21 protein-coding genes and 2 pseudogenes are annotated in these 24,494 nt (G+C 66.1%); 13 read left to right on the top strand and 10 right to left on the bottom strand.

Annotated elements, in window-relative coordinates:
* Position 1 precedes the first annotated feature (1 nt).
* The 8 genes and pseudogenes from AC1DW9_RS05175 to AC1DW9_RS05140 form a co-directional block, all read right to left on the bottom strand.
* Entirely contained in the window at positions 2-568 is a 567-nt protein-coding gene (locus AC1DW9_RS05175) for a chemotaxis protein CheB (protein ID WP_441506714.1), read from the bottom strand.
* Positions 565-1,404, bottom strand: coding sequence for a CheR family methyltransferase (locus AC1DW9_RS05170; protein ID WP_441506715.1), 840 nt, complete (start codon positions 1,402-1,404; stop codon positions 565-567). Before AC1DW9_RS05170 ends, AC1DW9_RS05175 begins: the two co-directional genes overlap by 4 nt.
* Complete coding sequence (locus AC1DW9_RS05165) at positions 1,401-4,835, bottom strand: response regulator (protein WP_476776166.1); 3,435 nt, start codon at positions 4,833-4,835, stop codon at positions 1,401-1,403. Before AC1DW9_RS05165 ends, AC1DW9_RS05170 begins: the two co-directional genes overlap by 4 nt.
* Positions 4,836-5,091: 256 nt before the next feature.
* Positions 5,092-5,445 carry a response regulator gene (locus tag AC1DW9_RS05160; protein ID WP_441506717.1) on the bottom strand — a complete coding sequence of 118 codons (354 nt, stop codon included), beginning with the start codon at positions 5,443-5,445 and terminating at the stop codon, positions 5,092-5,094.
* A gap of 198 nt (positions 5,446-5,643) precedes the next feature.
* Positions 5,644-6,042, bottom strand: a complete 399-nt coding sequence (locus AC1DW9_RS05155) for a DUF1236 domain-containing protein (protein WP_441506718.1) — start codon at positions 6,040-6,042, stop codon at positions 5,644-5,646.
* A gap of 221 nt (positions 6,043-6,263) precedes the next feature.
* Entirely contained in the window at positions 6,264-7,667 is a 1,404-nt protein-coding gene (locus AC1DW9_RS05150) for an autotransporter outer membrane beta-barrel domain-containing protein (RefSeq protein ID WP_441506719.1), read from the bottom strand.
* 260 nt (positions 7,668-7,927) lie between these two features.
* Positions 7,928-8,092, bottom strand: a pseudogene (locus tag AC1DW9_RS05145) (autotransporter-associated beta strand repeat-containing protein); the annotation flags it as partial.
* Between the two features lie 1,792 nt (positions 8,093-9,884).
* Positions 9,885-10,586, bottom strand: coding sequence for a response regulator (locus AC1DW9_RS05140; RefSeq protein WP_441506720.1), 702 nt, complete (start codon positions 10,584-10,586; stop codon positions 9,885-9,887).
* Positions 10,587-10,682: 96 nt separating this feature from the next.
* On the opposite strand from AC1DW9_RS05140, the gene AC1DW9_RS05135 reads away from it, so the two are divergent.
* Positions 10,683-12,452 carry a hybrid sensor histidine kinase/response regulator gene (locus tag AC1DW9_RS05135; RefSeq protein WP_441506721.1) on the top strand — a complete coding sequence of 590 codons (1,770 nt, stop codon included), beginning with the start codon at positions 10,683-10,685 and terminating at the stop codon, positions 12,450-12,452.
* 45 nt (positions 12,453-12,497) lie between these two features.
* On the opposite strand, the pseudogene AC1DW9_RS05130 reads toward AC1DW9_RS05135, so the two are convergent.
* Positions 12,498-12,737, bottom strand: a pseudogene (locus tag AC1DW9_RS05130) (EmrB/QacA family drug resistance transporter); the annotation flags it as partial.
* A 304-nt stretch (positions 12,738-13,041) separates the two neighbouring features.
* Here AC1DW9_RS05130 and AC1DW9_RS05125 point away from each other — a divergent pair.
* The 12 genes from AC1DW9_RS05125 to dhaK all read left to right on the top strand — a co-directional run bounded on the left by AC1DW9_RS05125 (position 13,042) and on the right by dhaK (position 23,125).
* Positions 13,042-14,349 (top strand): ABC transporter substrate-binding protein, encoded by a 1,308-nt coding sequence (locus AC1DW9_RS05125; RefSeq protein ID WP_441491360.1) that lies wholly within the window; start codon positions 13,042-13,044, stop codon positions 14,347-14,349.
* A 136-nt stretch (positions 14,350-14,485) separates the two neighbouring features.
* On the top strand, positions 14,486-15,406 hold the full coding sequence (locus tag AC1DW9_RS05120) for a carbohydrate ABC transporter permease (protein WP_441491361.1): 921 nt from the start codon (positions 14,486-14,488) through the stop codon (positions 15,404-15,406).
* Positions 15,403-16,371 (top strand): carbohydrate ABC transporter permease, encoded by a 969-nt coding sequence (locus AC1DW9_RS05115; protein WP_441491142.1) that lies wholly within the window; start codon positions 15,403-15,405, stop codon positions 16,369-16,371. The genes AC1DW9_RS05120 and AC1DW9_RS05115 overlap by 4 nt, the downstream gene beginning before the upstream one ends.
* An 8-nt stretch (positions 16,372-16,379) precedes the next feature.
* The gene (locus tag AC1DW9_RS05110; protein ID WP_441491143.1) at positions 16,380-16,604 is read left to right on the top strand and encodes a hypothetical protein; all 225 of its coding nucleotides are present in this window, start codon (positions 16,380-16,382) and stop codon (positions 16,602-16,604) included.
* Positions 16,605-16,607: 3 nt separating this feature from the next.
* Positions 16,608-17,729: an ABC transporter ATP-binding protein gene (locus AC1DW9_RS05105; protein WP_441491144.1), complete on the top strand. Its 1,122-nt coding sequence runs from the start codon at positions 16,608-16,610 to the stop codon at positions 17,727-17,729.
* A complete protein-coding gene (locus AC1DW9_RS05100; protein WP_441506722.1) occupies positions 17,722-18,735 on the top strand; it encodes an ABC transporter ATP-binding protein in 1,014 nt (337 codons plus the stop codon). The genes AC1DW9_RS05105 and AC1DW9_RS05100 overlap by 8 nt, the downstream gene beginning before the upstream one ends.
* Before the next feature lie 3 nt (positions 18,736-18,738).
* Positions 18,739-19,341 (top strand): dihydroxyacetone kinase subunit DhaL, encoded by a 603-nt coding sequence (gene dhaL, locus AC1DW9_RS05095; RefSeq protein ID WP_441491146.1) that lies wholly within the window; start codon positions 18,739-18,741, stop codon positions 19,339-19,341.
* Positions 19,342-19,345: 4 nt separating this feature from the next.
* Positions 19,346-19,744 (top strand): dihydroxyacetone kinase phosphoryl donor subunit DhaM, encoded by a 399-nt coding sequence (gene dhaM, locus AC1DW9_RS05090; RefSeq protein ID WP_441491147.1) that lies wholly within the window; start codon positions 19,346-19,348, stop codon positions 19,742-19,744.
* Between the two features lie 53 nt (positions 19,745-19,797).
* Positions 19,798-20,076 (top strand): HPr family phosphocarrier protein, encoded by a 279-nt coding sequence (locus tag AC1DW9_RS05085; protein WP_441491362.1) that lies wholly within the window; start codon positions 19,798-19,800, stop codon positions 20,074-20,076.
* 6 nt (positions 20,077-20,082) lie between these two features.
* Positions 20,083-21,687, top strand: a complete 1,605-nt coding sequence (ptsP, locus tag AC1DW9_RS05080; RefSeq protein ID WP_441506723.1) for a phosphoenolpyruvate--protein phosphotransferase — start codon at positions 20,083-20,085, stop codon at positions 21,685-21,687.
* Complete coding sequence (locus tag AC1DW9_RS05075) at positions 21,684-22,142, top strand: hypothetical protein (protein ID WP_441491149.1); 459 nt, start codon at positions 21,684-21,686, stop codon at positions 22,140-22,142. The genes ptsP and AC1DW9_RS05075 overlap by 4 nt, the downstream gene beginning before the upstream one ends.
* On the top strand, positions 22,139-23,125 hold the full coding sequence (gene dhaK / locus AC1DW9_RS05070) for a dihydroxyacetone kinase subunit DhaK (RefSeq protein ID WP_441506724.1): 987 nt from the start codon (positions 22,139-22,141) through the stop codon (positions 23,123-23,125). The genes AC1DW9_RS05075 and dhaK overlap by 4 nt, the downstream gene beginning before the upstream one ends.
* A gap of 91 nt (positions 23,126-23,216) precedes the next feature.
* On the opposite strand, the gene AC1DW9_RS05065 is transcribed toward dhaK, so the two are convergent.
* Positions 23,217-24,485: a Gfo/Idh/MocA family protein gene (locus AC1DW9_RS05065; protein WP_441506725.1), complete on the bottom strand. Its 1,269-nt coding sequence runs from the start codon at positions 24,483-24,485 to the stop codon at positions 23,217-23,219.
* Between the last annotated feature and the right edge of the window lie 9 nt (positions 24,486-24,494).

Raw genomic sequence — 24,494 nt, 5'->3', positions numbered from 1 at the left:
CTCAAATCTCCTGTAAATGCGCCGCGATGGCGTCGAGTGTCATGATGTGTGCGCTGGGGCAGGCTGCGATGGCCGCTTCGGGCATCGCAGCTGCAAAGGCGCCGGTCGGGTTTTGAACGAGCGCGGTGCCGCCCGCTTTGACAATGGCCTGCATCCCGTTCGCACCATCCTGATTGGCGCCAGTCAGTACGATGGCGATCAGGGCAGGGCCGTAGGCATCGGCCGCGCTTTCGAACAGGACATCGATCGAGGGGCGCGAAAACAGCACGGGTTCGTCGCTGGACAGCGACAGGCACCGATCCATCTCGACCAGGAGATGGTAGTCGGGCGGGGCGAAATAGATCGTGCCGGCCGCGATCGGTTCCTTGTCTTCGGCCTCGCGAACAGGAATCCGGCACTTGGCGTCGAACAGCTCGGCCAGCATGCTGCGCCGGTTCGGCGGCACATGGACGACCACGATCACCGGCAATCGAAATCCGGCAGGCAGTGCGGGAAGGATCACGGACAGCGCCTCCAGCGCCCCTGCGGAGGCGCCGATCACCACGGCCTCGGCTCGGTCCGCGCTCATTCGCCGCGCCTCTGATAGATCTTGTCCTCGCGTACGAAATCCGTGAAGGCCCCCGCATGCTCGGAGAAGCGCAGGCTCTCCTTGGCGCCGAGCCCGAGGAAGCCCTTTCGTGCGAGCGAGTCCTTGAACAGGCCCAGCGCCCGGTCCTGGAAGGTGCGATCGAAATAGATCAGGACGTTACGGCACGAGATCAGCTGCATCTCGGCGAAGACCGCGTCCGTCACCAGGCTATGGTCGGAAAACACGACATTGCGGCGCAGACTCTTGTCGAACGAAACCCTGCCATAGGCGGCATGATAATAGTCGGACAGGGATGATTTTCCCCCGGACTGGCGATGATTTTCAGTGAACAGCGGCACCCGCTCCATGGCGAAGACGCCAGCCTCGGCCGAACGGAGCGCCTCCTGGTTGATGTCGGTGGCATAGAACAGCGTGCGGTCCTCCAGGCCTTCTTCCCGGAACAGGATGACCAGGGAATAGAGCTCCTCGCCGCCGCTGCAGCCGGCGATCCAGACCTTGAGCGAGGGATAGGTCCGCAGATGCGGCACGACCTTTTCCCGGATCGCGCGAAAATAGGTCGGATCGCGGAACATCTCGCTGACCTGAACCGTCAGGTATCCGAGAAGCCGCGGCAGAACGGCCGCGTCATGCAGCAGGCTCTCCTGCAACGCCGAAAAACTGGCGAAGCCGAGCTGGTCCCGCGCCTGCTTGAGGCGGCGCTTGATCGAAGCCATCGCGTAATTGCGGAAATCATAATGATACCGCGAGTATAGCGCCTCGAGGAGAAGTCGTATCTCAATCGCTTCGATCGCCTCGGATGCGAGCGCCTCCTTCATCGCGGCATCCAGACCCGCACGAGCGACAGGAGCTTTTCGACATCCAGGGGCTTGGCCATGTAGTCATTGGCCCCTGCCTCGATGCAGCGCTGCTGATCGTCGGGCATGGCCTTTGCCGTCAGCGCGATGACCGGCAGCTTGACCAGGTCCGGGTTCTTGCGGATCTCGCGCGTGGCGGTGAGCCCGTCCATGACCGGCATCATCACGTCCATGAGGACGAGCTCGATCCTGGGGCCGGATTGCTTCTCGGATCGTTCGAGCGCCTCCAGGGCCTCGCGGCCGTTGCGGGCGATCTCGACGATCGCCCCCCGGGGTTCGAGGATGTTGGTCAGCGCATAGACGTTGCGCACGTCGTCCTCGACGACAAGGATGCGCCGCCCCTCGAGCAGGGCATCCCTGCTTCGCGCCTTGCGGATCATCTTCTGCTGCTCGGCCGGCAGTTGGGAGACCACCTGGTGAAGGAAGAGGCTGACCTCGTCGAGCAGGCGCTCGGGCGATTTCGCACCCTTGATGATGATCGATTTCGAGTAGCGGCGGAGCCGCTGCTCGTCATCCGCCGAGAGGTCCCGGCCGGTATAGACGATGACCGGTGGAAAGGCGTAGGCGCTCTCCTGGCTCAGCGTCTCCAGCAGCGAATAGCCGGACGCATCGGGCAGCGACAGGTCGAGCACCATGCAATCGAATGTCTCTTCCTTGAGGAGCTTGAGGCATTCGGCTGCGGTCCCTGCGGTCACGGTCTCGACATCATGGGAGGTCAGCAGCTTTGCGACCGCCTCGCGTTGCACCAGGTCGTCCTCGACGATGAGGACGCGATGCACCCGCGGGGACAGCTTGTTCTCTAGCTTCTCGAAAACCTCGACCAGCTGCTCGCGCTTGACCGGCTTGAGCACATATCCGACCGCGCCCAGCGCGAGCGCGGTTTCGGCGTGATCTCCAGCCGAGACGATGTGAATCGGAATATGGCGGGTCTGGACGTCGCTCTTGAGCCGGTCCAGCACGGAAAGGCCGGACTGGTCGGGCAGGCCGACATCGAGGATGATTGCGCTCGGCATGAACTCCCGGGCCAGCCCCAGGGCCTCCGCGGCGGTTCCCGCGACCAGCGAACGGAATCCCATTTCGCGCGTGAGATCGCGCAGGATGGCGGCGAAGGAATCGTCGTCCTCGATCACGAGCAGGACGCGCTTGGCATCGGATGGCGCGTCGCGGTCGTCCTCCACCTTGTGCCTGCGTGGCTGCACCGCGGCCCGGGGCGCCTCCGCATTCACGAGCGTGGGCACGGCGCGAATGGTTTCGCGCGCCACCCGGGGGCCGACCTTCGCCGGGTCATAGATTTCGGGAATGGTGATGGTGAAGGTGCTTCCCTGTCTTTCGCGGCTCTTGAGCGTGATCGAGCCGCCGAGCAGGTGGGCGAGCTGTCGCGAGATCGAAAGGCCGAGGCCGGTGCCCCCATATTTGCGGCTGATGGTGCCATCGGCCTGATGAAACGCTTCGAAGACGCTGCGCTGCTGCTCCTCGGCGATGCCGATGCCGGTGTCCGATACGGAGAGGGCGATCTGCCCTTCGCCGGCCCGCTGGATCGAGACGCGGACCTGTCCGCGTTCCGTGAACTTGAAGGCGTTGGACAGGAGATTTTTCAGAACCTGTTCCAGCCGTTGCGGATCGGTTTCGATGCTCGCGGGGCAGTCCGCCGCCACGTCGACCAGAAAATCCAGCGTCTTGCCCTGGGCGACGGGCTGAAACAGCTGCCGAAGATTGCCGGTCAACCGCTCCAGGGAAACGGTTTCGGGCCTGATCTCCACATGGCCGGCCTCGATCTTCGAAAGATCGAGGATGTCGTTGATCAGGTTCAGCAGGTCATTGCCGGAGGACTGGATCGTCTGGGCATATTTGACCTGCTCCTCGCTCAGGTTCTCGTCGGGATTATCCGCCAGGAGCTTGGCCAGGATCAGCGATGAATTGAGCGGCGTGCGCAGCTCGTGCGACATGTTGGCAAGAAAGTCCGACTTGTAGCGGCTCGCCTGCTCCACCTCCCGCGCCTTGACCTGCATGGCCGCATTGACCTGTTCCAGATCGTCGCGCTGCGTCTCCAGCTGCTGGGTCTGCTCCTCCAGCTGCGAATTGGTCTGTTCGAGCTCGGCCTGCTGCTGCTCAAGCCGCATCTGCGACTCCTTGAGCGCCCGGCCTTGCTCCTCCAGTTCCTCGTTCGAGACGCGCAATTCCTCGCTCTGGGTCTGCAATTCCTCCGATTGGCGCTGCGTCTCCTCGAGCAGGTCCTGGAGCTCGCCGCGATACTTGGCCGAACGGACTGCGATCGCCACCGCGTTGGAGGCGAACTGCAGCAGCTTCATGACTCCGTCGTCGACCGGGCGCAGGAACCCAAGCTCGATCACGGCATTGACGGTTCCGTCGACGGTGGCGGGCAGGATGACGAGATGTTTCGGCTTGTCCTGTCCCAGGGCGGAGCCGAAGGCGAGGTAGCCGTCGGGAACCTCGCCGATCAGCATGGGCCGCTTCTCGCTCGCCGCCTGGCCCAGCAAGCCTTCCCTCAGCTTGAACTGCGTGACAATCGGGGCGTCCTCGGGAATGCCATAGGTCGCTGCGCGCCGGAAAACCGTGCGATCGACGACGAAGAGCGCTCCTGCGACTGCGCCGAGATACTGCGCCAGAAATGCGAGAATGCTGTTTCCGAGCTGCTCGGCCTGCGGATCGCCCATCATGGCGGCGGCCAGGCCGACCTGGCCTGATTGAAGCCACTCCTCCTGCCTGCGGGCGAGCGTTGCCCTGCGGACCAGAAAGCCGATGGTCAGCGTCAGGAGTAACCCGAGCAGCCCTGAAAGGAGGCCGCTCACCAGCGCGGTCTTCTGGGCGTCGGCCATTTCAACGAGGCGCTTCGCGCGCGTTTCTCCCTCTTCCTGGGAGATCGCGGCAATCTGCGAGCGGATGGCGTCCATGGCCAGTTTTCCGCGGTCCGAGCTGACGACGGCCATCGCGGCGTCGATCCCTTGGACTCGCCGCAGCTCGATCGTTTCCTTGAGTTCTGCGAGTTTGCTGCCGACCTGTCGTCTCAGCGCAGCGATCCGCGGGCCCTGTGACGGATTTTCGCGGGTTCGCTCCGAGATCTCGTCGAGCTGGGCTGGAATCGCCGATACGGCGGCATTGTAGGGGGCGAGATAGCGTTCATCGCCTGTCAGGAGGAAGCCGCGCTGGCCTGTTTCGGCGTCTTGCGCCTGGGACATCAATCGCTCGAGCGCGACGATGACCTGATGGGTCTGAATGACCCGTTCGCTCCCGTTGCGCAGGGCCTGCAGATTGAGAAAGGCTACGATTCCGCTGATCAGGAAAAATGCGATCGCGCCGGCAAGGCCGAGCGCGACGACAGGCTCGAGGCCCAAAGTTCGCCTGGAGGCCCCGGGCAGGTGGCTTCGTTTCATTTATGCTCTCATCAGCCAGCAAGACCTGGCTGACCGCCATAGCGGAGCCGCCCGGTTGTCTCCATCCCGACACGATTTCGGTGGCCGCGACATATGCGGTCGCTGCCTGTGCGCGTTGTCGTCTTCCATCTCCATGCGGTTGGCTATCCCGCCCCCTGGAAAGTTGGCCTCAAAACTGGATTGCGGTTTTCGGTGCAAAGCCGGCCCTAACCCAGACGTCGCATCATCCGACCGGATACGAACCCGGTCCGGTGATCTACGCAGCAGCGCGCAACGCTGCCTCGATCTGGCTTGGCCGGAATGGCTTAGCGATGAAGCGCGCGCGCTCGGGCAATGCGCCTCGACCCGGCATCACTTGTCCGGACACCACGATGATCTCGACCGGCGGCCAGCGGTCCCTGACCGCATGTGCAAGCCGGACGCCATTCATCGAGCCGGGCATCTCGATATCGGTGATCATGATCTCGATCGCCGGATTGGCTTCGATCTGGCTGATGGCCTCGTCGGCATTTGCGGCCTCGATCGCTTCGAAGCCGGCATCCTCGACGGTATCGACGGTATCCATACGAATGAAAGTGTCATCTTCGACGACGAGAACGCATTTTCTCACGACTGGGCTCCGGCTGTTCCCAGCCACAACGCATCGGGCGCGGCTTTGTTCGCCGCGCCTTGCGATTTTTGTTCAGCCTCTCTGCGTGACTTTGAGATCGTCTCGCGGGAGGGGCTCATGGATCGGCCCCGCCCCTTGCCGGAGCGGGCCTCGGTTCAGCGGAGTCTGGGGTGTCAGGCTTCGCGACTCCGCGGAGGGTCAGTCGATCACCTGAATGATGCGGCGCGTGCGCGGCTCGACCACGACGGCGCGCTCGTTCACCACGGTGTAGCGATAGCCCGGCGCGCCATATTCGGCCGGAACCTCGCGATAGACGATGCCCTCATCCGGCAGGATCGTTCCCACCACGACCGGGCGGCCATAGCTATAGGACGGCAGGCGCTGCTCGATCACATAGGTCCGGAAGCGCGGCGAGTCGTCGATCATCGTGCCGCCGGCAGGATCGCGCCTCAGCGGAACCTCGACCGTCCCGACGCCGAGCGCCGGATCGCGGGTCGTGCCGCCGGCCGGGTCGGGAATGACCGGCCCGCTGCTCTGGGCGAAAACGGAGGCGGGCAGTACGGCGAGCGCCGCAGCGAATGCAAGTGTCTTCATCATCTGTTGGTCTCCCTGACAGTGGGGGCTTGCTGAACCAACGAGGCTGCGGCGCTGAGGTTCCGGCAAAATCGGGCCGATCCTTGGGCTGCAGGTCGCGGCTGGGCCATGCCGGCCGCGGCCCGAGCGGCACTCATGGCGCAACATCCGCTGCATCTGCTCCACTCACATGGAATCGACGCCGGGTCCGAAGCGGACGGAGCGCCGTACGGCGCAGCCTGGCCTCAGAAGCCGACCCTGAGCTGCGCGGAACCACCGAGGCGGCTGCTGCCCGCGGAAAGTTCGCTGTCGAGGTTGAGGCCGAGCGTGATGCGCTCGCTGAGCCTGGCGTTGAGGCCGGCGGCGACGAGCGCGCTGTTGCGATCGGCTTGCGCGCCCGTCGCGCTGAAGGCCGCGCCCGGAAAACCCGCCAGGCTCGCGGTCAGGTCGGCATCGCGCTGAAAGGAATGCGCCCAGACCGCCCGGACATAGCCGGTGACGGGAACCCCATTGAGGATCGTGTCGGCGTCGAGCTGCAGGCCGAGTTCGCTGCGGCTCGTGACGTCGTTGCGCCTGGCCAAAGCCAGCGCGCCGGCAGTGGCGCCGGCCCAGTTGCTCTCGCGCACGGCCGGGCTTTGCGCCCGCGTCGCCTGGAGCGCGGCCAGCGGCGAGAGACCAAAGCCGTTCCAGTTCAGCAGAGTGGCGCTCGCCTGCAGGCGCCCGCTCCAGGCCGTCGTGTCGTAAGACGAGGACAGGCTGCTGCCGAGCGCCGGGATGCCGCGGCTGACCTCATTGTCGAGCCGGGCATAGCTCGCCGCCGCGCCGAGCCTGACCGGGCCGAGCTGGGTGACGCCATAGAGACCGGCCTGGAAGACATCGGCATCGATCTTCCCGAGCAGACCGGGCAGCGAGGCCCGCGCGCTGCCGGCAGAGACGGCGAAGCCTGCGACCGTGCCGGGCATCAGCCGGAGATCGACACCCGTCGCGAGATGGGCATCGTCGATCTTGCGGCGGCTCGAGCCCACCGCCGCGTTGCCATCGGTGCGACCATAGGAGCCGAAGGCCGAGCCCCAGACCGAATAGGTCGGCGCCTCGAGCCGTGAGGGTCCAGCAGGCTGGTCGGCGCCCTTGCGCACCGTGCCGGAGAAGGCGGCTGCGCCGGGGCCGGGTAGGACAGCGCCGAGCCGCCCTGCTGCCGAGGGATCGAGCATCGCCCGCAGGAACTGGTCGGCGGCAACCTCCGCCGTTGCCGCTGCGGCCGTATGGATCTCGCCGGACAGGCTGTTCACCGCGGCCGGGATCGCAACCGCCGGCTGGTTGTAGATCCCGAACAGCGAGGATGGGTCGCCACCAGCGGCCACCGCGCCATCGATGGCCGAGGCGATTGCAAGGGCATTGGCCGGACGACCGAGGGCAAGGCGCGGGCGTGCAGGTGTGGGCGCGACAGGGTCGATAGGGTTCACGATCGGAGCCAGCGGCTTCGGGGTGAGCGTCAGCAGCACATCGGTGCTGGTGTAGCTCACCCCCGTGGTGACGCCGTCGCCGAAGCTGCCGGTCGTGTCGACCGGACTGAAGCTGCCGGCTCGACCGCCCGTCGCCGAAAGGAGCGTGTAGGGGCTGTTGAGCCGATAGGCGCCGCCGAGCGGCACGATCCGCAGCGCGCCGGCCAGCGCGGCCGTGCCGGTGACGTTGACCCGATCGGCGACGCGCCCTGCACCTCGGCGATATAGGTCGAGCCGGGGTTCAGCGTCAGATTGCCGTTGACCGTCAGCGTGCCAGGCGAATTGCCCGGCGACAGCGTGCCGCCGTTGATCACCGTCGTCGGCAGCGTGCCGGAGCCGCCGAGGGTCGCGCCTGCTGCGACCGTCACCCCCGACGATGCCGTGATCGAGCCGTTGACGATCAGGGAACCTGAGGTGACCGAGGTCGCGCCCGTATAGGTATTGGCATCCGAAAGGGTCAGCGTTCCCGTTCCGGCCTTGATCAGACCACCGGTCCCCGAGATGACGCCGTCAAAGGTCGAACCGCCGTTGCCGGAGCCCGCGTTCAAGGTTCCTGCGCCCAGCGTCACCATCCCCGCGCCCGCAAGCGTGTCGATCGATTGGTTGAAGCCACCGAGATCGAGTGTCGCAGCCGACGCCACCGTGATCTGCGAGGACGCACCGAAAACGCCCGATGCGCCAGCCCGCAAAGTGCCGGCCTGGATTGACCAGGATTGGTTGCCGGATCCGGTGAGTGTCCAGATGCTCGTGCCGAGCTTTTCGAAAGCGGTAAAGCCGCGAAACTGCGCGCTCGCGCCGATCGAGGAGACGTCGAAGCCGCCATTGCCCGAGCCACCCAACGCGAACACATTGCCGGCGATGCCGCCGGCCACGACATTGCCCGTCACGGTCGCGCCAGCCTGCAGCTCGACCCGGTTATTGGGACCCGTCAGATGGATCGCATCGGCGCGCCTCGCTCCGTCGCCAGAGAGACCGCCCGCCACCGTCGCGCCGCTGCCGAGGATCAGGTCGAGACTGGAACCGACAATGCCGATGCCGCCGGCGCCGCTGCTCCCCGTACCGCCGGCTCCGCCATTGCCGCCAACGACCGACGCATTGATCTCGGCATGGCCGCCGGTCAGGAACTGCAGCCCCACCCCGCCTGCGCCGCCGTGCCCACCAATAGGACCGTTCAACCCGGTAGCCGTACCACCGACTCCACCCATGCCACCGGTCGCTGCGGCATTGAGGACGAAGCTTCCGCTGCTCAGGAACACCAGGCCGATGCCGCCGGAGCCACCATTGCCGCCATGGCCGTAAAAGTAGGTCCAATCATTGTGGCCCGATCCTCCTGCGCCGCCAGTACCGCCCGTCGTCGCGGCATTGATCGCGCCGGTCGCGGCGCCAAGCACTGCACCGAAGCCGCCGCCATCGTTCCCACCGTTGGGGGAATAGCCAGCACCACCAGCGCCGCCGTCGCCACCGGAAACCGCATTGCCGGGCAAGCTCGCCCCCGCATCGAGAAAACCGTGCGCACCGCCACCGCCGCCGCCGCCATTGGCCCCGTTGCGTCCCGCTTGTCCCGATGCTCCTGCGCCCACGCCGCCGGCTCCGCCGGACCCTGGCACACCGTCGCCCGCTCCACCGTTGCCGCCGCTCCAGCCTGCCCCGCCGCCACCTGCGCCGGCGCCGGAATCGCCTCCGTTCCCGCCTGGTCCGCTATAGCTGTCCCCGCCGCCTGGGCTTCTGTTCATACCTCCGCCCTGGCCCCCGTCGGCCCGGGCCATTGGGATCGACAGGGCGGCCGAAAACGCCACGGCAATTGCGAACTGCGGTCCGACAAGGGCCGTGGTCCGGGACAAGGCACGCTGCAAATGGTCGATCACTCTGTCCGCCAATCATGAGGTTCTCGTGCGATCCCGGAAGCCTGCGGCTTGCCGCCAATGCCGTCGCCGAAAGCCGGGACTGTATGGATGGCGAGGCCTCGGAGAAATACGGCGGATGCCGTATTTCGGCGCCGCGCGAGGGCGATCGTTTGCCGACCATGCGCGAGGCTTGCGCTGACGAAGCCGGTCGAGGCGGCGCATCGGCCGCCTTCCAGGTCGCGGCAGCAGCGCCGAAGAGATGAAATACGGCATCTGCCGTATTGAACGCCGCCTGCGGAGTCGTGACAGTGCGGGGCCCGATCCTTCGCCAGGAGGGTTTCTGGTCCCGCCCGAGGTCGCCCTTGTCCGTTCAAGCCGTTCTGTTGCCGCCTTGCTGCTGACGAGGCCCCGGCTACGCAGCCGTCACAGCCCGCGCGGCGACGGCCGGGCTATGCCCGCTAGGGCAGGCGGGCAGGGAGCTTGGGGACCGCGGCAGCGTTGGCGGCGGTCCGGTGCCGCGTCAACCGACAGGCAGGCCGACGCGCACCGCATAGGCTGCAAGTTCCGTAGCGCTGTGCAGATCGAGCTTGCGCATGAGGTTCTCCCGGTGCTTGCGGGCAGTGTGGGGGCTGATGCCAAGACGTGCGGCGACGGCGCGGGTCGTGGCGCCACCGGCGATCAGGACCAGCAATTCACTTTCCCTCCGCGTCAGCGCAACAGATGTGGTCGCATCGAACGGGATGCCGCCCGGCGTGCCCACCCCTTGTTGGAGCTTGGCGTCACGCAGCGGGAGGCTGACATAGGGATGGCCCCGTTGCAGGGCGGCGAGGGCGTCGAACAGCTCGTCGAGATCGCTGCCCTTCACGACATAACCGTCGGCCCCCGCCGCCAGCGCCGCCTGGGCCATCTGCGGATCGGTGTTCGCCGTCAGGATCAGGATCTTCAGGCGCGGATAGGCCTGGCGCAGCTCGCCGATGGAGCGCAGGCCCGTCAGCCCGGGCATGCCCAGGTCGAGCACGAGAAGCTCGGCCGGCCTGTCCTTCAGCAATGCGGCAAGACTTGCGCCGTCCGCGGCCTCGCCCACGACGGTACGGTCCTGCTGCGTCGCGATCAGAAGCTTCAGCCCTTCGCGGATCAGGGCATGGTCGTCGGCCAGAATGATGCGGCAGGCGGTTTCTTCGGCTGGAGCGGCCGGCGTCCTGGACGTGTGGCGAGGAATCATGATGCGTGACTATTCCTTGGGCGCGCGTCACTGGCTACGGGCCCTGCGGCATCACCCCTGCGCGGTGAGCGCTTGCCGGCGCAGGAAGGAGCAATCATGCGGGCCCCGGCGCTGACGCCTGACACCAGCACCCATCTGCGTGCGGCTCTGGTCGAACTCCTCTATCGCCAGTCCGGCTCGATCCTGCTCGCCAATCTCGTGATCCCCTGGCCCGTCGCCTATGTGATGCGCGAGGTGGTGCCGGTCGGCCTGCTGATCGGCTGGATCGGCGCGACCTATCTCCTCACCGGAGCCCGCCTGCTGCTGTCGCGGCGCTATTTCGCCCGGGCTGACGGCGAGGCCGAGGCGACGAACTGGGCCCGACGTTTCACGGTCCTGTCGATCCTGTCGAGCCTGCTCTGGGGAGCGCTCGGCTGGTTCGGCTTCGAACCGACCCAGCCGCATCTGATCGCCTTCGTCTGCATCGTGCTGACCGGCTTGTCGGGCGGAGCGGTGCCGTCCCTCTCGGCCTATCCGCCGGCCTATATCGGCCTGCTGATCGCCATGCACCTGCCTTTCGCCCTGCGCTGTCTCATGCAGGAAGGGTCGATCTATTCGGTCTATGCCCTGTTCCAGCTCTTCCTGATCGGGGCCTATCTCTTTTGCTGCCGGGTCACCTACCGCACCCTGAAGGAGACCGTCGCCCTGCGCTTCGAGAATCTGGCGCTGGTGCGCGGGCTCGAGCGCGAGCGGGACCGCGCCACGGCTGCCGACAAGGCCAAGACGCGTTTCCTCGCGGCGGCGAGCCACGACCTGCGGCAGCCGGTCCACGCGCTCGCCTTGTTTGCGGCGACGCTCGGAACGCTCGCCCGGCGCGGCGCTGTCGGAAGCCATGAAGCCAGTGGGATCGCCGACAAGCTGGACGCGGCCATTGGCTCGCTCGGCGGGCTGCTGAACGGCCTCATCGACGTTTCGCAACTCGATGCCGGCCTCGTTCCGGTGCGACGGCAGCCGGTTCATCTCGGCAGGATGCTGGCGGACCTGCAGGAGGTCTTCGCACCCCAGGCGCGCCAGCGCGGCATCGATCTGCGCGCGGTGCCGGGCGATGCCTGGGGCGATAGCGATCCGGAACTGCTCAGGCGCATCCTCGACAATCTCCTGTCGAACGCGCTCCGCCACGCCCCCGACAGCCGCGTGCTGATCGGCAGTCGCCGTCGCGGGGAGGCGATCGAGATTCTCGTGGTCGATACCGGGCCGGGCATTCCCCAGGAGCAGCATCAGGCCGTGTTCGAGGAGTTCACCCAGCTCGGCAATCCGGAACGCGACCGCGAGCAGGGACTTGGCCTCGGTCTCGCCATCGTTCGGCGCCTGGGGGCATTGCTCGAGCATCCCATCGGGTTGCGCTCCACAGCCGGCAAGGGCTCGACATTCTCCGTGCGGATTCCGCGGATCGATCCGCCGGCCTCGGGGCTGGCGCCGGCGCGGGCGCAGGCCTTCCCGCCCGGTCTTCGCATCATGGTCCTGGACGATGATCCTCAGGTGCTTGACGCCAATGTCAGCCTGTTGACGGCCTGGGGCCACGAGGCCATCGCCGGGACGGACGTCGAGGAGCTTTGCCGGCGCCATGCCAAGGTGGGCGCAGGCAGGGTGGACCTGATCATCGCGGATTATCGGCTCAAGGCCGGGCTGACCGGCAGCGAGGCCGTCGAACGCCTGGCGGAAAAACTGGGATATCGTGCCCGGGCGCTGATCGTCACCGGCGACACCATGCCGGAGCGGCTGCGGGAGCTGAACGCGACCGGATACCGCGTGCTGCACAAGCCCGTCGCGCCGGACGCCCTGCAGGCGGCGATCCGGCAATCCGGCTCCGGCCACGCGGCCGACTGAAGGCTCTCACCCTGGCCGCAATCGCAACCGGCAGGGCCGAGCCTTTCAATGCGCGGCCGCTGCGCCGCCGCCTGGGCCCTTCCTGGCGAACAGGACCACGATCGCGGCGAGGACCAGCATGATGCCGATGATGGCGAGGCTGTCGCCGAGCACCAGGGCCTGGCGCTTCGCGGTCTTGCCGCGCGCGATGACCGCCTGGCCGATGATGTTGGAGTGGAACTGCTCGCGCCTGATGATGATCGTGCCAAGCACGGCGGCACCGACCGCGCCGCCGAGATTGTCCAGCGCGGCCTCGAATCGGCCATGCCCAACAGTTCACTGAACTTGTGCATCGCAATAAAAACGGTTGCATTGCAATATGTTGTCCGGGGTCGTCGTTGCTTGACATGTTTAGTGATTGAGAGTTCACTAAACAAATCGCTGAACTTGGACGGCTCGTTCCGGGGCGGCGTGAGGAAACATCCCGCGTCGGCTGTGCCCTATCTTGCGGCTGTGCCCTTCGCGGTCGCGCAGGTTCGCCCGTCACCCCAATGACGGCTGGTGACGGCACGCCAAGGGAGGGAAGCACATGACACAATTCAGGACATGGATGCTGGCCGCGACCATTGCCGGGAGCGCGGCACTTGCTGCCCCCGGGGCCCAGGCACAGGGCAAGTCGCTGACGCTCTGCTGGGCGGCCTGGGATCCGGCCAATGCGCTGGTCGAACTCTCCAAGGACTTCACCGCCAAGACCAATATCGCGATGAAGTTCGAGTTCGTGCCCTGGCCGAATTTCGCCGACCGCATGCTCAACGAGCTCAATTCAAAGGGCAAGCTCTGTGACCTGATCATCGGTGACTCGCAGTGGATCGGCGGCTCCGCCGAGAACAAGCACTATGTGAAGCTGAACGATTTCTTCGCCAAGGAAGGCATCAAGATCGACGACTTCATGCCGGCGACAGTCACCGGCTATGCCGAATGGCCGAAGAACACGCCAAACTACTGGGCGTTGCCGGCCATGGGCGATGCGCTCGGCTGGACCTACCGCAAGGACTGGTTCTCCAGGCCCGAGCTGCAGGCCGAATTCAAGGCGAAGTACAACCGCGAGCTCGCGGCGCCGAAGTCCCAGACCGAGCTGAAGCAGATCGCCGAGTTCTTCCAGGGCCGCGACATCGACGGCAAGAAGGTCTATGGCGCGGCCATCTTCACCGAGCGTGGCTCGGAAGGCATCACGATGGGCGTCGCCAACGCGCTCTATCCGTTCGGCTTCAAATATGAGGACCCGAAGAAGCCCTACGCCATGGCCGGCTTCGTCAACTCCGAGGACGCCGTGAAGGGCCTGGAGTTCTACAAGTCCCTGTACAAGTGCTGCACCCCGCCGGGCTACTCCAACGCCTATATGCAGGAGGGTCTGGACGCTTTCAAATCCGGGCAGGCGGCCTTGCAGATGAACTGGTTCGCCTTCTTCCCCGGCCTGTACAAGGATCCGAATGTCGGCGGCGACAAGATCGGCTTCTTCGTCAATCCGCCGGAGAAGGAGAAGGGCTCGCAGCTCGGCGGGCAGGGCCTCTCGGTCGTCGCCTACTCGCCGAACCAGGCCGAGGCGCTGTCCTATGTCAAATGGTTCGCCTCGCTCGATGTGCAGAAGAAGTGGTGGGAGCTCGGCGGCTATACCTGCCACAAGGGCGTGCTGAACGATCCCGGCTTCGCCAAATCTGCGCCCTTCGCGGCCGATTTCCTCGTCGCCATGGGCCAGGTCGTCGATTTCTGGGCCGAGCCCTCCTACGCGCAGCTGATGCAGGCGGAGCAGGCGCGCATCCACGACTATGTCGTGGCGGAGAAGGGCACAGCCAAACAGGCGCTCGACCTGCTGATCCAGGATTGGACCAAGGTCTTCAAGGAAGACGGCAAGTTCTGACGCAAGCGGGGCTTTCCCCCCAGCCGAACCGGGGCTGCGCCTCTCACAGGCGGCGCAGCCAGTTCCCGACCTTGCCTTTGAACGGTGCTGAGTCATGAATGCGAGCGACGTCACCGGCATCAGGAGCGCGGCAGCGATGCGCGCAGCCTATCCCCCGATCGCCCACCGGGTCCGGGGCCTCAGCGACAGGGCGATCGCCTGGATCTTCATCGCGCCGACGATGATCCTCCTGCTCGTGATCAACCTGTTTCCGCTGATCTGGACGATCCAGCTCTCCTTCACCAATTACCGCGCCAATCGCCCCAATGCGCCGCTGCGCAATGTCGGGATCGAGCACTACCAGACGATCCTGTCGGATCCCGAAATCTGGCAGCGCATGCAGGCGACGGCGCATTTCGTGTTCTGGACGATCCTGCTGCAGATGGTCATCGGCTTCGCGCTGGCCTATCTGATCGACCGCAAGTTCCGCGGCCATGGCTTCTGGACCACGCTGATCCTGATCCCGATGATGCTCTCGCCGGCGGTGGTCGGCAATTTCTGGACCTTCCTGTACCAGCCGCAGATCGGCCTGTTCAATTACGTGGTCTCGTTCTTCTCCGGCATTCCGCCGTCCTCCTTCCAGATGCTCGGCGATGTGACCCTGAGTCCCTGGGCGATCATCATCGTCGATACCTGGATGTGGACGCCCTACGTGATGCTGATCTGCCTCGCAGGCCTGCGCTCTATCCCGGACTACATCTACGAGGCAGCGGAGGTCGACCGGGCCAGCAACTGGCGGCAATTCATCTCGATCACGCTGCCGATGTGCCTGCCCTTCATCATGCTGGCCGTACTCTTCCGCGGTATCGAGAACTTCAAGATGTTCGACATGGTCAATCTTCTGACCTCCGGCGGACCGGGCTCGACCACTGAACTCGCCTCGATCACGCTGAAGCGCGCCGCCTTCGAGGCCTGGCGCACCGGCTATTCCTCCGCCTTCGCAATTATCCTGTTCGTCGCCGTGTTCGGGCTGGCGAACATCTATGTGAAGGCGCTGAACAAGGTGAAGGCACGATGAGCGGCGCTCTCTCCACGGCCCATTCCGTCGTCGCGCCGAGCGGTCGCGTCAAGCTGCTGGCCGGCACCATCGTCGCCCTCTACGCGCTGGTGGCGATCGTGCCGCTGCTCTGGATCGGTCTGACCAGCATCAAGACGCCGCCCGATTCGATCTCCTACCCACCCAAGGTCGTGCCCTTCCTGCATTTCGAGCCTTCGATCGAAGGCTATTGCAACCTGTTCAACACGCGCTCGCGCCAGACGGCGGACTACCTTGCCTCGCTCCCGCCTGCGAATTCCGCCTGCGAGGAGATCACCCGTTCGCGCAGCATGGTGGTCGTCGGCCCGTCGAACTACGTGCCGCGCTTCGTCAATTCGCTGATCATCGCCTTCGGCTCGACGCTGCTCTCGGTCGGCCTGGGTACCTGCGCGGCCTATGCCTTCTCGCGTTTCAAGGTGCCGCTGAAGGACGACCTGCTGTTCTTCATCCTGTCGACACGGATGATGCCGCCGATCGCCGTCGCGATCCCGATCTTCCTGATGTATCGCGAACTCGGCCTTTCCGACACGCGGCTGGGAATGATCCTGCTCTACACCTCGGTCAATGTCTCGCTGGCCGTCTGGCTGCTCAAGGGCTTCATCGACGAGATCCCGCGCGAATACGAGGAAGCGGCGATGATCGACGGCTATACGCGGCTGCAGGCCTTCCGCAAGGTCGTGCTGCCTCAGGCCACGACCGGCATCGTCGCGACCGCGATCTTCTGCCTGATCTTCGCCTGGAACGAATATGCCTTCGCCGTTCTGCTTACCTCGGGCACGGCGCAGACCGCGCCGCCCTTTATCCCGATCATCATCGGGGAGGGCGGGCAGGATTGGCCGGCCGTGGCGGCCGGAACGACGCTGTTCCTGATACCGATCCTGGTTTTCACCGTGCTGCTGCGCAAGCACCTCCTGCGCGGCATCACCTTCGGGGCGGTGCGCAAATGAACCTGCAAATGAACCGGCATCTGAGCCATCCCCGGGAGCGCGAAGGCGCGGCCGCGTCGCGCTGGCCGAAGGCGCTGCGACGCGGACCGATGGAAACACTGGCAACGGTGCTGATCTCGGCCGGCGTGCTGATGCTGCTGCAGCCCTTCTCGCTTGCGCTCTACGGCTATTCCTTCGTCACGACCCTGATCGGCGTCGTCATGTTCACCTTCGTCACCAAGTTCCCGGAGTGAGCCATGGCCGAGATCCGGGTCGACAATCTGGTGAAACGGTTCGGCGCCTTCATGGCGGTGCGCGATACCAGCTTCACGGTCGAGGATGGCGATTTCTTCTGCCTGCTGGGTCCGTCGGGCTGTGGCAAGACCACGACATTGCGGATGGTTGCGGGGTTGGAACTGCCATCCTCCGGCAGCATCCAGCTCGACGGCGAGGACGTCACCTTCAAGCGGGCGCGCGAACGCGACATCGCCATGGTGTTCCAGCTCTTTGCGCTCTACCCGCATATGAACGTGCGCAAGAACATCAGTTTTCCGCTGGTCTCGATGGGCGTGCCCAGGGACGAGACGAGACGGCGCGTCGAGGAAGCGGCGCGCGTGCTGCGCATCGAGCATCTGCTCGACAAATCGATATCCGGCCTTTCCGGCGGCGACCGGCAGCGGGTCGCGCTCGGCCGCGCCATCGTGCGCGAGCCGAAGGCCTTCATGATGGACGAGCCATTGGGCGCGCTCGACGCCGAGTTCCGCCATCTGATGTGCGGCGAGCTGCGCGCCCTACACGACCGGCTGAAGGCGACGACGGTTTACGTCACCCACGACCAGCTCGAGGCCATGTCGATGGCCGACAAGATCGCGGTGATGAATGATGGCGTGATCGAGCAGCTCGGCTCGCCGCAGGAGATCTATGACCGGCCGAACTCGATGTTCGTCGGGGATTTCATCGGCTCGCCAGCGATGAACTTCGTTCGTTTCGACGGCGCAGCGATTGCGGGCTCGACCTCGGTCAGCATCGATGCCGCCTCCGTGACCTTGCCGGAACTGCGCGAGAGCCACGCGCCCGGGCCGCTGGCGCTGGGGGTGCGGCCGGAGCAGATCGTCATCGGCGATCCCGGCCGGCAAGGCAGCGCCCTTCCGGGCGAGATCTTCGGCACCGAATATCTCGGCACGACCCAGATCGTGACGGTCGCGACCCCGCGCGGCAAGCTCAAGGCGCGCTTGCCCGCCCATATGCCGGTTGTCGCCGGCGAGCGCGTCAGCCTCTCGTTCAGGCCGGAGCGGCTGTCGCTGTTCGATGCGGCGACGGGGAAGGCGATCCGCTCCGCCTTGCATGAGGCCGGCACGACGAGGCGCACCCATGGCTGAAGTCACGCTGACGCAGGTCTCGAAGCGGTTCGGCGCGGTGCAGGCCGCGAGCGACCTGTCGCTTACCATCGCCGATGGCGAGTTCGTGGTGCTGCTGGGGCCGACAGGCGCTGGCAAGACGACAGTCTTGCGCCTCGTCGCCGGGCTGGAAACCCCGGATGACGGCCGGATCTTCATCGGCGGCGTCGACGTCACCGCGCTGCCGCCGGCGGCGCGCGACGTCACTTTCGTGTTCCAGCAATATTCGCTCTATCCGCATCTGAGCGTCTTCGACAATCTCGCCTTCCCCTTGCGTTCGCCGACACGGCGCACGCCGGAGGACGAGATCCGGCGCGCGGTCGGCCATGTCGCAAAGCTGCTCAGGATCGAGGACAAGCTGCAGAACCGCGCGACACAACTCTCCGGCGGCCAGATGCAGCGCGTCGCGATCGGCCGCGCCCTGGTGCGCAGCCCGTCCATCTACCTGATGGACGAGCCGCTCTCCTCGCTCGATGCCAAGCTGCGCGCGGAATTGCGCATCGAGCTGAAGCATATCCAGCAGGACCTGGGCGCGACCATCCTCTACGTCACGCATGACCAGACCGAAGCGATGACGCTGGCTTCGCGGATCGGCGTGATCAACCAGGGCCGCCTCGTGCAGATCGGCACGCCGCGCAGCATCTATGAGGACCCGGCCGACATCTATGTCGCCACCCGGCTCGGCAGCCCCGGCATCAACCTGCTGCCGCGCGCACTCTTTCCCAATCTGGAGGCGCCGGCGAGCACGACCACGATCGGCGTGCGCACCGAGCATCTCGCCATCGCCAAGGCGGGCAACGGCGCGGTGACGGGCAAGGTCAACTGGATCGAGCGGCTCGGCGACCAGAACCACCTGCATATCGCGGTGAACCAGCAGCAGATCGTCAGCCTGGTCGATCCCGATGAAGGACTGGATGTCAGCGACGAGGTCAGCGTGAGCCTGCTCAGGCCGCTGTTCTTCGATGCCGACGGCCAGAGGGTGAGGTGAACCATGGATGGCGCGCTGAAGAAGAGGCTGATCGAGGCCATGACCGGGGCGATCGTCGGCCATGCCGATGAATTGACGGCGCTCGATCAGGCTATTGGCGACGGTGACCACGGCCTGAACATGAAGCGCGGTTTCGAGGCCGTGCTGGCGGACATGGATCCGATCGCGGCAAAGCCCTTGCCCGACGCCCTGAAGGCTATCGGCACGACATTGGTGATGAAGGTCGGCGGCGCCTCGGGGCCTCTCTACGGCACATTGTTCATGGCGCTGGGCAAGGAGCTGCCGTCAGAGCCGACGGTTGCGGATCTGGCGCGAGCGCTGGCCGCGGCGATCGAGGCCGTGAAGGCACGCGGCAAGTCCGATTTCGGCCAGAAGACCATGCTCGACGTGCTGGCGCCGCTCCAGGTCGCCCTCGCTCAGGGCGGCGCCGATCTCACGAAGCGCCTTCCCGAGGTCGTGAAGGACGCGGCCGAGGCGACGGTTCCGCTCAGGGCCATTCGCGGACGCGCCTCGTTTCTGGGCGAGCGTTCGGTCGGCCATATGGACCCCGGGGCACGCTCATCGGCGCTGCTCGCCACCGCAATCTGCAATACCATCGGAGCCTGAAACCATGCCAGCCAGCAAGAATGTCGGCATCGTCATCGTGTCGCACTCGGCCAAGGTCGCCGAAGGCGCCGCCGACATGGTCCGCCAGATGGTCGGCGACAATGTCCCGCTCGCCGCGGCCGGGGGCAATGCCGAAGGCGGCCTCGGCACCGATGTCGCCGCCATCATGGCAGCGATCGACAAGGCATGGTCGGAGGCGGGCGTCGCCATCCTGGTCGATCTTGGCGGGGCCGAGACCAATAGCGAGATGGCGGTGGAAATGATGCCGGAGGAGCGGCGCGAGCGCATCGTCATCTGTAATGCACCCATTGTGGAAGGCGCCGTGATGGCCGCGACCGAAGCGTCCGGCGGCTCGACGCTGGCAGTCGTGCAGGCGACCGCCGAGGAATTGATGTCGGCATGAACGAGATGTCGGCCAATGCCAGCCAGAGGCAAGGTAGCGAGAGGAATGAAGGGATGCAGGAGGTGACGGCCAGCGCCCTGCTCACCAACAAGATCGGGCTTCATGCCCGGCCCTCGGTGAAGCTTACCCAGACCGCCAAGCGCTTCGGCTCCCGTATCGAGGTGGCCACCAGCGCGGCCGGCCCGTGGACCGATGCCAAGAGCCCGGTGAAGATCATGCGCGTCAAGGCGGCCAAGGGTGAAGTGCTGCATTTCAAGGCCAGCGGCGACGATGCGTCCGCGGCGCTGGCCGCGCTCGTCGATATCGTCGCACGCAAGTTCGACGAGGAGTGAGGCGTGATGGAACGCCGCCTTTCCGGCCTCGCCGCATCGACCGGGATCGCCTTCGGCCCGGCGGTGGTCTTTCGCGCCGTCGGCGAGATGCAGCGCAAGACGGGGCCGGTCGCAAGCGAGCGACAGGCCCTGGCGGATGCGGTTGCCGCCTCCCTCCAGGCGGTCACGGGTTTGGCTGCCAGCCTTCACGGCGAGGCCGCCGATATCGTGGGCTTCCAGGTGGCGCTGCTTGAGGACGATGCCCTGACCGAGGGGGCCTTTGCCGCAATCGAGAGTGGTGTGCCGGCCGACGCGGCCTGGCGCCAGGCGCTGGCGGACGAGATCGCAGGCTATGAGGCGGCCGACGACGCCTATTTCCGCGCCCGCGCCGCAGATCTGGCAGATATCCGGGACCGGGTTCTGCGCCAGCTTTTCGGCTTGCCCGAGCTGACGGATGCGCCGCCCGGCGCCGTCATCCTGGCTCAGGACCTGCCGCCCTCCGCCTTCCTCGGCATCGATTGGTCGCAAGGTGGCGGCATCGTGCTCGGGGCCGGCAGCCCGACCAGCCATGTCGCCATGCTGGCGCGCGGGCGTGGCGTGCCGATGGTGGTCGGCATCGGCTCCGACTGGGAGGCGGTCTCCGGCACGGTCGTCGTCGACGGCATGGCGGGCCTCGTCCTGACCGGACCGTCGCGTGCGAGCATCGACGCGGCGCGGCAGCGGGCAGACGAACTCGGCCAAGTGCGGACCCAGGCGGAAACCCGCAAGCGCGAGCCTGCGCTGACCCGCGACGGGACCCCGATTACCGTGATGGTCAATGTCGCGGGGATGGCCGATGTCGCCGGCTTCCCGGCCGACGCCTGCGACGGCATCGGCCTGACCCGCACGGAGTTTCTGGTCGAGCAGGCGTTGCAGGATGAGGCGCGCCAGTTCGAGGCCTATGCCGGGTTGCTGCACTGGGCGGCCGGCCGGCCGGTGACGATCCGCACGCTCGATGCCGGCGGCGACAAGCCCATCGCCGGCTACACGCTCGATGGCGAGACCAATCCCTTTCTCGGCCTGCGCGGCATCAGGCTGTCGCTGCGCCATCCCGGAATTTTTCGCGTCCAGTTGCGCGCATTGGCCCGGGCGGCGAGCCTCGGCCCGCTCAAGATCATGCTGCCCATGGTGACGGCAGCGCGGGAACTGGAGGAGGCGAGGGGGCTGCTGGACGGCGTTCTCTCGGAACTTGCGGCCGACGGCGTGCCGCATGGCGCGCCCGCACTCGGCATCATGGTCGAGATTCCCGCGGCCGCCGTGGCGGTCGCGAGCTTCGACGCCGCGTTTTTCTCGATCGGCTCGAACGATCTGACGCAATACGCGACTGCTGCCGCGCGCGATGGGGCGGAGGTCGCGGCCTATGCCGATGTTCTGCATCCCGGCGTGCTCGCGATGATCGCGCATGTCGCGCGCCATGGTGTGGAGCAGGGTCGGGAGGTCAGCCTCTGCGGCGACGCGGGAGGCGATCCGCGCGCCATCGCCGCCTTGCTGCGGGCCGGCGTCCGGGCTGTATCGGTCTCTCCCGGGCAGCTGGCGCTGGCAAAGGAAGCGATCCGCGCGGTCGATCTCTCGCAGCCAGGGGCGGACGCATGACAGGCTTGGAAACCCTTGCCAGCGTGCCTTCGCCCTTGGCCGAGTACAAGGCGATCCTGCGCGCGGTCATCGAGAACCGTCCTTCCGGCACACGGCAGCGACTGGCGGAAGCCCTCGGCAAGAACCGCAGCTTCATCTCGCAGATCGTCAACCCGGCCTATGTCACGCCCGTGCCGGTCCAGCATCTGGAGACGATCTTCCATGTCTGCCATTTCGCGCCCCCGGAACGCGAGGCCTTCCTGAATGCTTACCGGGCCGCCCATCCCGGGCGTCTCGAGGTGGTCGACACCGCCCGGCCGATGCGCCGGCTCGTGGTCGAATTGCCGGATTTCGGCAGCGCCGACCTGAATGCCCGGGCCGACCATATCGTGCTGGGGGTCGCGCGCGGCCTGGTCTCGCTGATTCCGGTCGGGGCCGATGACGACGAAGCCGAGATGCGGGGGGAGAGCCCATGAAGAAGCTGATCAACGCGGTCGACAGCATCCTGTCGGAGAGCCTCCAGGGACTTGCCGCCATCCACGGCGATATCCTCATGCTTGGCGAAGAGGAGAAGTTCGTTCGGCGCAAGGCACTGATGCCGGGCAAGGTCGCGCTGATCTCGGGCGGGGGCTCGGGCCATGAACCCCTGCATGCCGGCTTCGTCGGCACCGGCATGCTCGATGCCGCCTGCCCGGGCCAGGTCTTCACCTCTCCGACGCCAGACCAGATGCTTGCGGCCGTCAACGCCGTCGCCACCTCGGCGGGCTCGCTCTTCATCGTCAAGAACTATGAAGGCGACGTGATGAATTTCGAGATGGCCGCCGAGATGGCCGAGACCCCGGTTGCGACGGTCATCACCGATGACGACGTTGCGGTCCCGGCCTCGACCTATTCCACCGGCCGGCGTGGCGTCGCCGGCACGCTGATCGTCGAGAAGATGGTCGGCGCGGCCGCCGAGCAGGGCCGTGATCTGAACGCGCTGAAGTCGCTCGGCGACGAGGTCAACCGGCGCACCCGCTCGATGGGCGTGGCGCTGACCTCCTGCACCGTGCCCGCAGCCGGCAAGCCGACCTTCACACTCGCCGAGGACGAGATGGAGATGGGCGTCGGCATCCACGGCGAACCGGGCCGGCGGCGCGTGAAGCTGGCAACCGCGGATGCCATTGCCGACGAGATGATGGGCGCGATCCTCGACGATCTCTCCCTGAAGAGCGGCACGCCCTGCCTGCTGCTCGTCAACGGCTTCGGCGGGACTCCTGCCATGGAGCTCTATCTGATGGCCAATGCTGCAAGGCGCGTCATGGCGGGGCGGGGTCTCTCGATCGCGCGCGGGTTGGTAGGCTCTTACGTCACCTCATTGGACATGGCGGGCTGTTCGCTGACGGTGACGGCGTTGGACGACAGCCTGATCCAGCTCTGGGACGCGCCCGTCCATACGGCCGCGCTCCGCTGGGGGTAGGCGCCGCACCGCTCCGCATGCCGGCCATCGCTGGGAGGCCCGATGTCCGGTTGCGGCGCACGGCCCGGCAGTCTGCCCAACCTCGCGCGGATCAGATCTGGATGCCGTCCGGCAATCCGCCCAGTTCCTTGAGCGTGATCGGCCGGCCCTGCTTGACGCTGGCCATCGCGGCCGCGCCGCACAGCATCGACATGGCGCCGGCCAGTGCCCCGGCGCGCTGCCCGAGCGGGTCCTTGAGGCCGGGGCGCAACAGCATGTCGCGCAGGCGGTCGTCGCCACCGAAATGGCCGCCGCTGGCATGCGGCACGCGGATGCGCTCGGCCTTGCCGAAATTCCGCATCAGCATGATCTCGTCGTGGTCGGGCACCTCGAAGGCCTGGCGCTCGTACTGGCGGATCTCGATGCGGCCCTTGGTGCCGTTGAAGGCGAGGTGGTGCCCCTCGATCGGCATGAAGGTGTTGAGCGAGTAGGAGGCGATCACGCCGTTCTCGTAGCGCAGCATCGCCGTCATCGTGTCGGGGATGTCGATATCCTCGCGATAGACGCAGCCATCGCGGAAATAGCCATCGACCTCGGCGGGCTCGTCATAGAGCGCCGTCAGCCAGGGGTCCTTGCGGATGTCGAGATAGAAGTCGCATGCGCCAGCATGCGCGCAAGTCTGGCAGCGCTCGCCGCGGAACGGGCCATTGCGGCCGTAATGGCGCTGCGTGCCGAAGGCGGAAACCTCGAGCGCCGTCGAGTCCAGGTACCAGTTCAGCAGGTCGAAATGATGGGTCGACTTGTGCACGAACAGGCTGCCGGAATTCTTCTCATAGGCGTGCCAGCGCCGGAAGTAGTCGGCGCCGTGCTTGGTATCGAGATACCAGTGGAAATCGACCGAGGTGACGGTGCCGATGGCGTTCTCGAGCAGCAGCTGCTTGATCCGGGCGGCAGTCGGCGCGAAGCGATAGTTGAAGGTCACGTCGATCTGCCGTCCGGTGCGGATCTCGGCCTCGAGGATGCGGCGGCATTTCTCCGGCGTCGTGGTCATCGGCTTTTCCGTGATGACCCGGCAGCCGGCCTCCAGCGCCTTGATGATGATGTCGTCATGGGTGTCGTCGCGGCTGCAGACGATGACGATCTCGGGCTTTGCCACGGCGAGCATCGTGTCGACATCGGTATAGATCGGCGCATTGGTGCCGATCTCCTGGCGGGCATGGCTGGCGCGTCGTTCGTTGATATCGCAGATCGCGACGAACTCGGTGCAATCGCGCCAGCCGGCGAGGAGCTCGCGCCCCCACATGCCGGCGCCGCGGTGGCCGGTGCCGACCAGGGCCACGCGATGGCGTTCGTCACTCAAGGTCATCGCCGCATCCGTCATGTCTGCATT

Source organism: Allobosea sp. P4_E12, from assembly GCF_056401655.1.
Note: the sequence above shows the minus strand (reverse complement) of the source record. Positions and strands in the feature narration are given on the sequence as shown.

Coding starts and splice junctions, on each gene's coding strand:
- AC1DW9_RS05155 (WP_441506718.1), bottom strand. CDS start 6,042: ATGATGAAGACACTTGCATTCGCTGCGGCGCTCGCCGTACTGCCCGCC.
- dhaK (WP_441506724.1), top strand. CDS start 22,139: ATGAAGAAGCTGATCAACGCGGTCGACAGCATCCTGTCGGAGAGCCTC.
- AC1DW9_RS05140 (WP_441506720.1), bottom strand. CDS start 10,586: ATGATTCCTCGCCACACGTCCAGGACGCCGGCCGCTCCAGCCGAAGAA.
- AC1DW9_RS05175 (WP_441506714.1), bottom strand. CDS start 568: ATGAGCGCGGACCGAGCCGAGGCCGTGGTGATCGGCGCCTCCGCAGGG.
- AC1DW9_RS05075 (WP_441491149.1), top strand. CDS start 21,684: ATGACAGGCTTGGAAACCCTTGCCAGCGTGCCTTCGCCCTTGGCCGAG.
- AC1DW9_RS05115 (WP_441491142.1), top strand. CDS start 15,403: ATGAGCGGCGCTCTCTCCACGGCCCATTCCGTCGTCGCGCCGAGCGGT.
- AC1DW9_RS05120 (WP_441491361.1), top strand. CDS start 14,486: ATGCGCGCAGCCTATCCCCCGATCGCCCACCGGGTCCGGGGCCTCAGC.
- ptsP (WP_441506723.1), top strand. CDS start 20,083: ATGGAACGCCGCCTTTCCGGCCTCGCCGCATCGACCGGGATCGCCTTC.
- dhaM (WP_441491147.1), top strand. CDS start 19,346: ATGCCAGCCAGCAAGAATGTCGGCATCGTCATCGTGTCGCACTCGGCC.
- AC1DW9_RS05085 (WP_441491362.1), top strand. CDS start 19,798: ATGCAGGAGGTGACGGCCAGCGCCCTGCTCACCAACAAGATCGGGCTT.
- dhaL (WP_441491146.1), top strand. CDS start 18,739: ATGGATGGCGCGCTGAAGAAGAGGCTGATCGAGGCCATGACCGGGGCG.
- AC1DW9_RS05105 (WP_441491144.1), top strand. CDS start 16,608: ATGGCCGAGATCCGGGTCGACAATCTGGTGAAACGGTTCGGCGCCTTC.
- AC1DW9_RS05170 (WP_441506715.1), bottom strand. CDS start 1,404: ATGAAGGAGGCGCTCGCATCCGAGGCGATCGAAGCGATTGAGATACGA.
- AC1DW9_RS05110 (WP_441491143.1), top strand. CDS start 16,380: ATGAACCGGCATCTGAGCCATCCCCGGGAGCGCGAAGGCGCGGCCGCG.
- AC1DW9_RS05165 (WP_476776166.1), bottom strand. CDS start 4,835: ATGAAACGAAGCCACCTGCCCGGGGCCTCCAGGCGAACTTTGGGCCTC.
- AC1DW9_RS05065 (WP_441506725.1), bottom strand. CDS start 24,485: ATGACGGATGCGGCGATGACCTTGAGTGACGAACGCCATCGCGTGGCC.
- AC1DW9_RS05125 (WP_441491360.1), top strand. CDS start 13,042: ATGCTGGCCGCGACCATTGCCGGGAGCGCGGCACTTGCTGCCCCCGGG.
- AC1DW9_RS05100 (WP_441506722.1), top strand. CDS start 17,722: ATGGCTGAAGTCACGCTGACGCAGGTCTCGAAGCGGTTCGGCGCGGTG.
- AC1DW9_RS05135 (WP_441506721.1), top strand. CDS start 10,683: ATGCGGGCCCCGGCGCTGACGCCTGACACCAGCACCCATCTGCGTGCG.